The following is a 13,021-nucleotide window of genomic DNA, read 5'->3' as shown; positions in this document are numbered from 1 at the left end:
AAAATAAATGAAAATTTGCAAAAAAATAAGAAAAATAATAAATATTAGGCTAAAAAATTTTTCGACGAAAAATCAAAAATCAATTTTGGCGGACACTCTAAAATTTTAAAAAAAAAATAGAAAAAAGAAAAAATTGTAAAAGTATTAACCTGTTTGGGTCATGTTGCCTTGAGCAGCTGCTGCGATTTGTTCCGCTTGAGCTTGAAGATTTCCAACAATGTCTGTGCATTGTTGCAAGTTAGCCAACATTTTGTCTAAGCTATCTTTTAAATCTTCTTTTTGTCCAGCAATTATTTCACGAGCACCATCTGCATCCTTTTTGACAGCAAGACCTGCACCAATACTTACAATAATTTCATCAGTACTTTTAAGTTCTCCTTTAATGAAAGAACCAGCACCTACAGGAACGAAAGCTTCAACAGAATCTTTTCCCTCGATGTCATCTAAAGTGTTGGATAATGCATCCACTTCAGCAATGGAAGTTTGAATCAATTCAATTTGTTGTTGAATTAAATCAGCCTGTTGCTTGTATGCATTAATTTCATTAAGAAGATTGTTTAATCTTTGCTGATCTTCCATGATTACACCTTAAATGTATTTATAAAATTTCTTTAACGATTGGGTCTAAAACATCTTCAGGAGCAATTTCTTCAATGTCTTTAATAGAAATTTGGTTCCTGTTGATACCATGTTTACTTCCGAAACGTTGGTAGATTTTTTCTTCTACTTCTGCTTCACAAGTAGCCTTGAATTCTTTGGTAAACTTATGATATTCATCGCCCATTACAAAAGTACCTTTAACTCTGTAAATTTTTGTTATCATATTAAATCCCTCATGATATATTAATTAAAAATCATCTAAAAAGCCTAATGCCTCTTCAACTCTAGCCATTTCAGGACCAGTACTGTCTTTAGCCACAATTGCACCATTTGAATTTGAAATAATGCATGCGCCAACTAAAGGAATTCCTTTTCCAACAGTACCAATGTCTCCTTCTACACCAAATACTTCTTGAGCAAAATTAATTTCACTATTAATAGCTTGATTAGTCATTAAAAATCCTTTATTGGTTACGCTAATTAAAGAACCGATAATGTCACTTCCAACAATTGAAGTGGATTTTACATCAACGTCCAAAGTCTCTTCAACAACTTGGATAGCTTCATCTTCCAAAAACGGACTTGCAATAGCACCATTATCATTTGCTGCAATAATATTACCTACAGCGGTGTATTGGCCCGGAAGAGTAGCAACATTCAAACCAAGCTTTTTAAATTGTTCAATTTCTCTATCTAACACATGTGGGGAAACAACGATACCATTTGAATTAGCTACAGCTAAAGATCCAATGAGACTGCTACCTGATATAGAAGATTTAACAACATTTACGTCCAATGCTTCCTTAATTATCTCTGCTTTTTCATCCAAAAGAGTATAAGGAACAATAGCTAAATCATCAGTTGCTACAATAAAGACTCCTACGTTTGGATTTCCTACAATATCTACTCTTTTTAACATATTGTCACCTCACATCACTCAATAGCATGGTAAAAATTACTATAGCTATTCTGCTAAAGTAGCTGTTACAATACCATCATCATCTTTAACTGCTTTTACAGTAATTTTAGAAGGTATTTTTTGGATACCTCTTTCCCAAATAGCATGATTGATAGATTCATCAATTTTGACATCTTCAGCTTTCATGTGTTTGGTTAAAAAGTTTTTAACTTCTCTGATAGCTCTAGGAGCTCTGATAGTCCTTTTAACATTTTTCACATTTCTAAGTGGAATTGTGTAAACTCTTTCCATAATAACCCCTCATTATAATTTAAGACTGTTTCTTCTCGGTCTGTATCTAAGTTTACGGTTAGTTTTAGCATAAGCCCAGATTGGAATTCTCCTATTTTGTTTGTTTGCTTTTGCCATTCTTAATTTTTTAGCTAATGGTTTATTTCTACTCATTTTCTCACCTGTAATAATAATTATTTTTTATATCCAATAACACGAGTTTGATAATGTTCAGGGAATATATCTAATGAATTTCCTCCTTTCTCATCAATCAAAGTCCTTATTTCGACCTCATAATCCGAGCTGTTATCCTTATTTGATTTCTCATGAGAAATTTCAAATAAATTTGAGGTTATTAATTTAACAGACTTGTGACCAAAACTGTCCAGATTAATGTATTGAACATCTTTTCTATCCTCAAGACTTCTTATTTGATTGATATTGAGTTTTGGAGTTCTGTCATCACGTCTTGTCCCATCAGCAATAATATCATATTCCTCAGCAATTTTCTCTATGACATTTTCATGAAGGAATTTAATCCCATCATTTGGAAATCCGTCATTCATTATCATATCGCAGGCCTTATCCAACAGCCCCATGTCCAAATCAAGGACCCTGTGATTAAAACCTAATGATTTTGCTGATTTGGATGCCGGAATATATGATTTATAAACACCAAAGTTAGCAGTGCACAATTCTACTTCAAGACCTAATCGTTTAAGCATGACAGCCATGAAAGATGAATCTTTACCGCCACTATATAGTACTCCAGCTTTCATCGATATTATTTCCTTGTAATTTTGATTTCTCTTTTTTGACCAGCAATTTGTCTTAATAAAACTTTTAACTGCTCGTCAGTAACTTTACCTCTTAAACTTCCTGCTTGAGCTGATTGAATTAATTGAAGTTCAATTTGATCAACCATTTCAGGCTTAGTTAATCTGAGATTGCCCAATCTAGTACGAGCTTCAGGAGTCAAAATTTGACCCAAAATTTGTTTTTTCTGAGCTTCGAACTGTTGCCTTTGTGCTTCTTGCTGTTGTGCTTGAGCAGCAGCTTGTTGTTGCTGCATTTGCTGGTTCTGCATAGCAGCTTGTTGAGCTTGTAATTCAGCCATTCTTTTTTGACGAATTTCATCTAAATCGCTCATATCAAACTCTCCGAATTATAATTAATATTTTTCAAGTTCAGGAATATCTTTAATAATTTCAGCAGAAATTTTATCCAAGAATGATCTTCCTGCTGGACTGACAACTCTTCCACCTTCAACTTTCTCTACATATCCTGCGTCTTCTAATTGGTGAAGTGCGTGTCTAATAATAGAACCGCTACCTTTCTTAAATACTTCAGGACGTACGCCACGGTCTTTTTTACCGCCGTAGTAAGTTCTTAAACTCATAACTCCTACAGGACCATCCATGTAAACTCTTCTGATGATAGAAGCAGTTCTTACATACCACCAATCAGCACTTTCCGGTTTTCTTTCTTTGTGAACACCGGTTTTAACAAAATTGGACCATGCAGGGGAATTGATTTTATCATTATTTTTAAATTCGTCTGCGACTTTTTCAATTAATAAATCTGCAGGTACATCAAATACAGTAGTCATATTAATTCTCCAATATTTTATTAAATAATTGTAGCTTAATCCACTGTAAATTTAAGACCTAAAAAAATAGGGCCTGTAACTCTAAATTTAAAATGTTTAAGGCTTTTTCTTGTAGATTACAGCAACATGTCCCCTAACGTCAATGAGCTTTGCTCTAGTTTTTGTGACAATTTCGTCGATGTAATCATCTTTATCTCTAGCGATATTTTTTGCAAATTTAAGTTTGACAATTTCGTTGGCTTCAAGTTGGCGTTTGATTTCTTCAATAACATTGTCATTAACGCCCGCTTTACCTATATTAATTGTCATAGCGGAAAGAGCTCTATTCATCATTTCTTTTTTTGATTGACTCATATTTAGCTCTCCTTTTAAGTTTCTTTTCCTTGTGATAAGGAATTTTCATAACATGGCCACATTCACCACAAAAAATATTAACTTCTGAGTTAATTAGCCGGACGGTGCAATTATGACCAGGGTAAAGGAATTTCTTACATTTTTTACAATATCTTTTTCTCCATTGCTCTGGAACTTTAGTATTGTATTTTGTGGATAGCTTTAAAGCAAGTTCGACATAACGATTACTGCGCTCAGGATGGGTGATGAATTCCATCTCAGCACGATTAAAAAGAATGTTCATTCTTTCAATAGCTATATCAATCATCCATTTCGGTCTTTTTCCTCTACTCAAAAATATCCTCCTCATAATTATGAAAATAGGATATAATATTCAAAATTGAATTAAAATGATTTGCGCAAATTAAAACAAAAACCATAGTTAAAAACTAACCTTAGGTTAATATGAATATTAAGAATAATTATGTAAAACACCATTAATAAATGTATGTATTTTTTAATGATTTCAACATGTAAAAAAAAGTTTTATAAAAAAGTATAATAGGATTATGGATTTGAAATTAGCCAATCCATAAAGTCAATTTCACCAAAAGAAAAAGTTTTTTCGCCAGAAACAATACCCGCTATTTCGTCAACGACTTCATCAACTGATAAATCGCTTACATCAATTTCAGAGATACTTTCACCATAAATCTCATAAGCTTCTCCTGTACATACCCCCATCGCTTCAGCTTCAAGGTTTTCTCTGATTTTAGATTCAGAATAATTACGGCCTTCAAGTCTGGAGAGCAAGATTTCAGGTCTGACTCTTAAAACTATGACCTTGTCTGCGCCTGAGCATAAGTGTGCCAGATGCCCTTCAAAAATAATCAATCCGTCATTATCGGAAATGATTTGTGAAACTTTCTCATTCAATGCAGGAATATCGATGACCTTGTAACCTTTTTCATCATCAATTCCTAAAACAAAGTCATTTTCAATAGCCAAATCATTAATCTTAATCAATCTGCAATTTAATTTGGAGGCTAAAAGTTCGCTAACTGTAGTTTTACCAGTACAGGGAGTACCAGTTATAAAAATAGTATTATACATAAAAATCAATAAAAAAAAAGAATTATTTCTTTAAAATAATTCTTAAAACATCTTCGTCATCCAGCACATGGTCCGGACCGACTTTTTGACCTGGGAACTTAACTGAGGTTCCCCAAACCTTAGCATGCCTAAAGTTTTTAACAAATTCCCTATGTAATTTTCTGCATGCATCAATTACTGTAGAACCTTTTTTAATAACCAAAGGATCTTCCATGTCCGCTTTTCGTCCTTGTGGCTTTAGATATACACGAACCAAATCAAGATTATCAAATATGATATCCTTTAATTCTTCTATGTTAGTGTTTTTATCAGCGGAAATTGGAATAAATTCGGGAATGTATTTTTTTAACTCTTCAATATAAGCTTCATCAACCAAATCCACCTTATTCAATAAAACCAACATTGGAACATATGATTTATTTCTATCAAGAACATCAATGAACTGATCCATTGTTATATCATCCCTAAAGAGCACATCTGCATTAATATAGCCGTATTCGTTGAGGATTGACCTTATTGTCTTTTCATCCAAATGGGACAATGGACAAGTGGATGATACTTTTACACCACCCAATTTTTTTCTTTTGACAGTGACATCAGGTGGCTGTTCATTTGGTCTGATTCCAATTGCTCTCAATTCTTTTACAATAACATCAATATGCTGTGGATTTAAAGTGTCCAATACTACCAATATCAAATCAGCTGTTCTTGCAACGGATAGAATTTCTTTTCCTCTTCCTTTACCACTACTTGCACCAGTAATAATTCCAGGAATATCAAAAACTTGGATTTTGGCGTTTTTGTGTTCCATTACACCCGGAACAATGTCCAAAGTTGTGAATTGATAAGCTCCGACTTTACTTTCTGCATTGGTAATGTTATTCAGGAGAGTGGACTTACCAACAGAAGGAAATCCGACCAAAACAACAGTAGCGTCTCCAGATTTTTTAACATGAAAACCTTGTCCTTTAGAACCACCACTACTCCTTTGTAATGATTCTTCTTTCAATTTTGAAAGTTTTGCTTTGAGTTTACCGATATGGTGTGAAGTAGCTTTATTATATGGTGTCTTTTGAATTTCTTCTTCAATATCTTTTATCTTATCTTCTATCCCCATTAAATCACCATAAAAAAAATAAAAAAAGAAAGATTAGGAAAATCCTAATCTAATTGGTAGATGTTGAATTTTCACTAGTTGATCCAGAACCATCGAAGTTTACTTTATACAACATTACACCAGGCTCATTGTGTACGTTAGTGAATACGTCCTGACCGGCTCCACCTAAAAGGTAAAGTCTAGTAAACATTGAGTTTGCAAGTTTATTATGAATCAGGAACGGAGTGTATTCATTACCATTAGCCATTAAGAAAATAGTGAAGTTGCCCTTTTCACCGCCCTTAATAGATTCGTTTTTCATGAGCTGTCCGTCTTCAATCACAATAATGTTTGAAGCATTATACGGATTGTATTCAGTATCGTTAATCTTGATTGGTTCACCATTGTTAGCATATACAGAATCAACATGTGCAGTAGTTGAATTGTTACCGGATCCTCTTTGAATAACTGCATTTACAGCCATACCGGATTCATTCATCAAACAGTAACTACCTGTTTGACCAGGATTAACTTTAATAGTACCGGTAGGCACCATGTAATTGAAGTTTTCAGAAGATTGGTTTTCAAAGTTCCAGTTACCGAAGTAACTCCACCAACCAGCTTTTACAAGCATATCTGAAGATGCAACAAATATTACTGGGCGTGGATTAGCAGGATGTGTTAAGTTAACAACATCAGCAGCCTGATTTGGAGTCAGCTTGTATTTATCTACCAAAGTCTTTTGAGCATCACTGGATGATTGTGGCAATATGTCAAGTAATATATCAACGGATTTACCAGTATCTCCAGTAATATTAACCAACATTGTAGTTGCTCTTTCACCTGTTGTATCCAGCATTCTAAATATACCTGCGGACAAGTTCAGATTGTCCGTACTCATAGCCTGACCCAGCCAGAAAGCACGACTTCCTGTCTGAGAACCTCCGTCGAATGTTACCTGTTTATCGGCAGCAATCTCAAAGAGGTAACCGAAGTCCCACCATGATGTGATAACAGTATTTTCAGGTTGAGTTTCATTAATCCACTGCATTGAATTCCACATTGGGTCACTGGTACCAGGAACTACGTTTGTGGAAGTTTGATAAGCACCACAAATTGTTGGTGTTACAAGCGCAATCAAAATAGCCGCTACAACAACGTATTTCTTAATTGGAACTTTTACTGAAGCATCTGGTTTAATACCATAAACAGTAATCAAACCGGCTGCAGCTATTACTGCAAATGCAGCCAGACCATAAGTTAAATTAATAGTTGATAATGGAACTGCAGCTAAAAATCCGCAGAATAAAGCTATAACAACTAACCACTTATCATTGTTTAATCTGTTTTTAATATAATCGGTTGCATAACTTACAAATAAACCTGCTAATAATCCGAATGGCAATACGATTGTTGTAATGAACCTTGAACCTCTAGTTACCGCAAGTGCTGTAATTACAACCCAAACCACGAATAAAGTAGCATAGAGTATAGTCAAACCTTTATCAGATAAGATTTGATCGGAACCACCGAATTTTAAATCTGTTAAATCAAATTTAAATTTACGGCCTTCATCTAATTTTTTAGAAGCTGCTAATCTATCTCCTTTTTGTGGTTTACCTGATACTTTAACAGATTTTTGAGAAGTCCTGAATTTCCAGGATCTTGAAACTAAGATATATAATACAATCAAAGCGGAGAAGAATACTGCAATACCACCAATACCGTTAATGAAACCATTGGTATTAGCTAAAAACATTGAATTCATTCCGCCACCGAGCATGGAAGGTATTTGCATCTCTGCAACAGAAATAAGTACATTAGGGAAACCACCAACAACCCTAGATGCGGATTGCAAGCTTAATAAACCTGTTAAACTTCCGAATATTCCGAATACGCCATTAAATCCTTTGAAAACAGCGAGTCCTACAAATCCTACTATACCTAAGATTAAAATTGACTTCAATGCATCTTGATGGATAAACCACGATAATTTGCTTTGATAATTGCTTTTGTTATCTCCAATATTAAAGAAGTAGCATACAATCAAGTACACAACTGAGAATATTCCCATCAAACCTATGTAAAATATGTAACCTGTCCAGGATTGTGAGAATAACCCTATTGATGCAATAGAAATTAACGCATAAATTACCTTAAGAATAATATTGTCTGTCCGTATACATTCTATAAAGAAGAAAATAAAGAACAGCGGAAATATGTAATAGAACATATCTGTATCGAAAAATCCAGGGAATGTGTGTGAGAAGTAATTCGGAGCAAGAACAATAATTAATGTTGCAACAATTGCACCCCAATCATTTGAGATCCTTCTTGCAAATATAAACGCCGGAATAACGGCAAGTGTGGAAATTATCGCCCCGGTCCAAAATGCAACTTCCCTAAGTGAATGATTAGCACCAAAGAAGCTGTTTCCTACATCGTGCAACCAGTTCGTAATATATACGATACCCAACTCATAATTAATCTCATCTCCATCAGGAGCATACCTGTGCATATCCCATGCACTACCATTTATTATTTTATCTCCCACATGACCATGATTTGCAAAATTCTCTGTCAACCTTAAGTTATAATATGAATCCATTTCACTGAAATAAGGAAGACCGGATGAATCAACATAGCTTGCTTTAATATCATCGCCCATACTAGGCAAATCAGCAGCAGGAGCTTTTAATGCGAAAACAACAGCTAACAAAATCAAAATAATGACTATTGATTTGCTTATTGTTAAAATTGTTTGTTTATTCATAGAAATCCTCTATTCATCTCATTCTTTTTTAATTCCATAAATTACAGAATTTTAATAAATTTAACTAAAATTATAAGAAATAAATAAAAATATTAAAACATGATATGAAAAAATATTTTTATTGAATATTATATATTTAATTTACTATTATTAAATATTATCTATTGTTTTAAAAATATGAAAAAGGGAAATTTAATTTAATTTACTTTCAAGTTCATCAACAGAACATGTGAACTTGCACTTCGGAAATCCCTTGCAGCCAACAAAATCACCGAAACGACCGGAACGCTTTAAAAGGTCCTTTCCACATTTAGGACATTTACCCACAACTTCAGGATCATGTTTTTTTGTAGTATCCTTTCCACAATTAGGATCAAGACACATTTCCTGACGATTTCTTCCTTTTCCAGCTGCAATCATAGGAAGACCACATTTTTCGCAAGTCTTTTTAATGACAGATGCGTTTCTTGGAAGTGAATATGTAACATTACAGTCAGGATAGTTGGTGCATCCTACAAAATTGCCGTAACGACCGGATCTTTTGACCAGTTTTCCTCCACAGCTACACTCCCCGACAATGTTGCTTGCCTGATATGCTTCATAAAGTTTAGAACCGATACCATTAACATTATTATTAATGTCGCCTAAAATTTCTTTAACTTCATTTTCCCCTTCATCGACCACACTCTCTTTAGTGGTTTTATTGGTATTGATATCCTCAAGCTTGATTTCCAGAGAGCGGGTTAATTTTTCACTGGTTAGGTTATTACAATATGTATTTAATGTATCGATTAAATGCTCGCCCAAGGAATTAACTTCAATTTTGCTTCCTTCTATATATTTCCTATCGTACAGCTTGTCAATAATATCCGCACGGGTAGCCTTGGTTCCGAGGTTTTTCTTTTCAAGTTCCTTAATCAGTGAAGCCTGGTTGTAACGAGCAGGAGGCTTGGTTTCTTTTTCATCTGAAATAAGCTCCTTGACACTCATCATGTCCCCTTCCTTAACATCAGGGAATTTTTCATCATCAATTTTTTTGAATGGATAATGTTCCATCCATCCTTTATAGGTAACTCTTCTTCTTGAAAACTTGAATTTCTCTCCTTCAATGTCAAGGGTTGTTTTCATGGTTTCAAATTTAGCAGCATCGAAAAATACTGCAATAAACCTATAAACAATCAAATCATATATTTTTTGCTCATCCTTATTCAATTTGGACGGCAATATTCCGGTTGGGTGAATTGGAGGGTGAGCTGCATCCTCTTTCTTACCGTTGTTCGGTTTTAATTTGGACGGCAACTTGTCGATGTGCTTTTTGAACTCCGGATTTGCGGCCAATTGTTCAAATATTGAATCGAAACCTAAACTTTCAGGCAGTTTTTGAGAAGAAGTACGTGGATAAGAAGTATAACCTGCACTATAGAGATTTTGAGCAGCGATCTGTGTCCTTTTTGGTGAAAAACCAAAGACGCTATAAGCTTCAGCCTGAAGCCCACTTAAATTAAATGGAACAGGAGGACGGGTTTTAGAGTTAGAAAATTCAATTTTATCAACCAATGCATCTTTTCCTTCGCATTTGTTGAATATTTCCTGAGCCAGTTGCCTGTCGAATATGTTTCCGGCAGTATGCTTTATTTCAATATCTTCAAAATCCAAAATGGCTCTGATAACCCAATAAGGTTCCGGGACAAATTCACGGATTTCCTTTTCACGATTTACCAAGATTGACAAGGTTGGAGTTTGAACTCTCCCTACAGACAATTTTAAAAATCTGTGTTTGGTTTTGCGCACTGAATCTGAAAGAGCTATTGAAATATTCATTCCGAAATAATAATCCAGGATATGGCGAGCAATACCGTTATCGACCTGATGCATGTCAATGTCAATTCTATTCTCATATGCTTCGATAATATCCTTTTTTGTCAATGTGGAAAACTTCATTCTAGATGCCTTTTTCAGTGAATCCTCACCGCAAGCATATTTCAAAGCATTATAACCAATTAAAGTTCCTTCAACATCATAATCGCAAGCATGAATATAAGAATCCGCATTCTTTCCAAATTTTTTAATAGCCTGAAGATAGCTTTTTGTAAAAGCACTGCTTTTGTTTACTTCATGTGAAGGAGCCCAATGCAAATCAAAAGAAATCTTATATCTTGCCTTGTCCGGCACTAAAGAATACAGATGTCCAACGCCAGACACAACAGTAATATCCTTTGAATCTCTAGTTAATTCCCAATATTTAACTTTCTTATTATATACTTTCTTTTTTGCACTAGGGGAAAGTGCTTTAGCAATCTTTTCGGCAGAACTAGGTTTTTCGCAAATAATTACTTCATGCATAATTCTCTTCCACTTCAATTTTTATAAATTATTTTAATGAAATTTTTAATATAAAAACATTACTATTGTGATGTGAAAAAATATTCTAAAAAAAAGATGACAATTCTGAAATTAAAAATAGTAATCTGAGAAAAATATTAAAATATATAATTATTCCTTTTTAGTTGGAATATCTTCATTATAAAAACGATAAAAATCCGCGCAAAAATCACAAATTGGAAATTGACCATTTCTGTAATATGCAAGATCAGCTTTGTTCATGTCAAATTTCTTGCCACATATAAAACAAGTTTCAATTTTTTCTTCACACATAGTATGACCTTAAAAAAAGTAAAAAAAGTAGGTTAAATAATTTAACCTATATTGTATTTTTGTAAGAGTAAAATCTCTTCGGTAGATACTTTTCCACCTTTTTTGAATTTTTCAAAGATTTCTTCAGCTCTTTCTTTTTCTTCACGGTTTTTGTTAGCTCCGCCGGAAGATTTGTTATCAGATTTTCTGCGTTTAGGTTTGTTGGAACCTAATTTTTTGTTGATAACATGAATATCACTTAAGATAGCTTTGAATTCTTCATGTTTAGCTGAAGCGTTTTTACGAGCTTCGATGAATTTTTTGTGAGCTTCGTCAGCTGCAGTTCTAATGTCATCAGTTTTTCTAAAGTAAGTGAGCATTTCTTCGTGAGCTGCTTGAGCTTTTTCAGAAAGTTCAATAACTTTTTCGTGCTCTTCTTCAGATACTTTTTTGAGCTCTTGAGCTTCAGTTTTAACGGATTCATCTTCATGAATTTCCATTAATTGTTTTCTTAAATCATTTGCATTTTTAACAAGCTGATTTTCTTTTTTAATGTCTAAAACGCGAGTTTCAATGATTTTATCAATCTTTTTGATTTCATTTTCTATTTTGATTTTATCGCGTTTACCTGAAGACCATTCGAGATTTTTAATTTTATTATTAGCCTCGTTACGAGCTTTTTTAGCAGCTTCAACAGCTTTGTTGATTTCATTACGCTCGTTTCTGTATTCGATAGCTTTGTTTAAGTTTTCTTTTAAAGATGCATTTAATTCATCTCTAATTTTACGTTGTTCTTTAGCTATCCTGTTGAATTCTTCCCTTTCTTCAGCAACTTTAGCAATTTCAGCTTCTTTTTCATCTTTCTGTTTTCTTACACCTTCCATAGTGTCAGCAAGAACAAAATTGGATTCAGGAAGACCTTTATTAGATTTTTTAGATTTTTCTTCTTCAGGCTCTTCAGCAGCTTCTTCTTCAGCTTCTTGAGCTTCTTCTTCAGCAGCTTCTTCAACTACTTCTTCTTCAGCTTCTTGAGCTTCTTCTTCAGCAGCTTTTTCAACTACTTCTTCTTCAGCTTCTTGAGCTTCTTCTTCTACAGTTTCAGTTTCAGCATCATCAGTGGTTAATTGATTAAGAATTTCTTCAGAGACTTTTGTTAAGTCTTTTTCTTCTACTACAACATCAGCAATTTCTTTTACGGAATCTTTTGCATTGAATGCAATTCCGCATCCTGCTGATTCAATCATGGAAATGTCATTAGCGCCATCTCCAACAGCAACTACATTATCTAATGCAATTCCTGCTTTTTCGACATGATCTTTTAATACATCCAATTTGGATCCTGATACTAAAGGACCAGTCACTTCACCAGTTAATTTACCATCTTCGACTGAGAAACTATTGGTGTAAACTTCGTCAACGCCAAGTTTATCCTTAACTTTTTCAGCCACTACATCAAAACTACCACTAATGATAACTACATCTAAATCTTTTTCTTTCAAAGCGTTGATGGTTTCTTCAGCTCCAGCCATTAACGGAAGTTCATCAGCAAGTTTTTCAATTTCTTCAATTGAAGTGCCTTCAAGAAGTTTAACTCTGTCTTTAATAGAAGTTTCAAAGTCTATTTCACCTTGCATAGCCTTTTCAGTAATTTCAGCTATTTCATCTTCAACATTT

The 13,021-nt window shown here is 33.9% G+C and carries 15 protein-coding genes; all 15 read right to left on the bottom strand.

The window, feature by feature from the left end:
- Window positions 1-144: 144 nt before the first annotated feature.
- Window positions 145-579 carry a prefoldin subunit alpha gene (gene pfdA, locus QZV68_RS09055; RefSeq protein ID WP_296880688.1) on the bottom strand — a complete coding sequence of 145 codons (435 nt, stop codon included), beginning with the start codon at window positions 577-579 and terminating at the stop codon, window positions 145-147.
- A gap of 19 nt (window positions 580-598) precedes the next feature.
- Complete coding sequence (rpl18a, locus tag QZV68_RS09050; protein ID WP_296880687.1) at window positions 599-823, bottom strand: 50S ribosomal protein L18Ae; 225 nt, start codon at window positions 821-823, stop codon at window positions 599-601.
- A gap of 24 nt (window positions 824-847) precedes the next feature.
- Window positions 848-1,519: a translation initiation factor IF-6 gene (locus QZV68_RS09045; RefSeq protein ID WP_296880686.1), complete on the bottom strand. Its 672-nt coding sequence runs from the start codon at window positions 1,517-1,519 to the stop codon at window positions 848-850.
- A gap of 45 nt (window positions 1,520-1,564) precedes the next feature.
- Complete coding sequence (locus QZV68_RS09040) at window positions 1,565-1,810, bottom strand: 50S ribosomal protein L31e (RefSeq protein WP_292605753.1); 246 nt, start codon at window positions 1,808-1,810, stop codon at window positions 1,565-1,567.
- Between the two features lie 12 nt (window positions 1,811-1,822).
- Window positions 1,823-1,963, bottom strand: coding sequence for a 50S ribosomal protein L39e (gene rpl39e / locus QZV68_RS09035; RefSeq protein WP_296880685.1), 141 nt, complete (start codon window positions 1,961-1,963; stop codon window positions 1,823-1,825).
- Window positions 1,964-1,983: 20 nt separating this feature from the next.
- Window positions 1,984-2,568, bottom strand: a complete 585-nt coding sequence (locus tag QZV68_RS09030; protein WP_296880684.1) for a hypothetical protein — start codon at window positions 2,566-2,568, stop codon at window positions 1,984-1,986.
- 5 nt (window positions 2,569-2,573) lie between these two features.
- The gene (locus QZV68_RS09025; RefSeq protein WP_296880683.1) at window positions 2,574-2,939 is read right to left on the bottom strand and encodes a DNA-binding protein; all 366 of its coding nucleotides are present in this window, start codon (window positions 2,937-2,939) and stop codon (window positions 2,574-2,576) included.
- A 21-nt stretch (window positions 2,940-2,960) separates the two neighbouring features.
- Window positions 2,961-3,398, bottom strand: coding sequence for a 30S ribosomal protein S19e (locus QZV68_RS09020; protein ID WP_296880682.1), 438 nt, complete (start codon window positions 3,396-3,398; stop codon window positions 2,961-2,963).
- 96 nt (window positions 3,399-3,494) lie between these two features.
- Window positions 3,495-3,752: a YhbY family RNA-binding protein gene (locus QZV68_RS09015; protein WP_292605745.1), complete on the bottom strand. Its 258-nt coding sequence runs from the start codon at window positions 3,750-3,752 to the stop codon at window positions 3,495-3,497.
- On the bottom strand, window positions 3,721-4,086 hold the full coding sequence (locus tag QZV68_RS09010; protein WP_296880681.1) for a ribonuclease P protein component 4: 366 nt from the start codon (window positions 4,084-4,086) through the stop codon (window positions 3,721-3,723). The genes QZV68_RS09015 and QZV68_RS09010 overlap by 32 nt, the downstream gene beginning before the upstream one ends.
- A 212-nt stretch (window positions 4,087-4,298) precedes the next feature.
- Window positions 4,299-4,844 carry an adenylate kinase family protein gene (locus QZV68_RS09005; protein ID WP_296880680.1) on the bottom strand — a complete coding sequence of 182 codons (546 nt, stop codon included), beginning with the start codon at window positions 4,842-4,844 and terminating at the stop codon, window positions 4,299-4,301.
- A 22-nt stretch (window positions 4,845-4,866) separates the two neighbouring features.
- Window positions 4,867-5,961, bottom strand: coding sequence for a GTP-binding protein (locus QZV68_RS09000; RefSeq protein ID WP_296880679.1), 1,095 nt, complete (start codon window positions 5,959-5,961; stop codon window positions 4,867-4,869).
- Between the two features lie 49 nt (window positions 5,962-6,010).
- A complete protein-coding gene (locus QZV68_RS08995) occupies window positions 6,011-8,713 on the bottom strand; it encodes an STT3 domain-containing protein (protein WP_296880678.1) in 2,703 nt (900 codons plus the stop codon).
- Between the two features lie 192 nt (window positions 8,714-8,905).
- Window positions 8,906-11,056 carry a DNA topoisomerase I gene (gene topA, locus QZV68_RS08990; RefSeq protein WP_296880677.1) on the bottom strand — a complete coding sequence of 717 codons (2,151 nt, stop codon included), beginning with the start codon at window positions 11,054-11,056 and terminating at the stop codon, window positions 8,906-8,908.
- A gap of 353 nt (window positions 11,057-11,409) precedes the next feature.
- Window positions 11,410-13,021: phosphoserine phosphatase SerB (gene serB / locus QZV68_RS08985; RefSeq protein WP_296880676.1), on the bottom strand; the 1,612-nt coding region annotated here is incomplete at its 5' end.

This window comes from uncultured Methanobrevibacter sp. (genome assembly GCF_902801725.1).
GTDB lineage: Archaea > Methanobacteriota > Methanobacteria > Methanobacteriales > Methanobacteriaceae > Methanocatella.
Note: the sequence above shows the minus strand (reverse complement) of the source record. Positions and strands in the feature narration are given on the sequence as shown.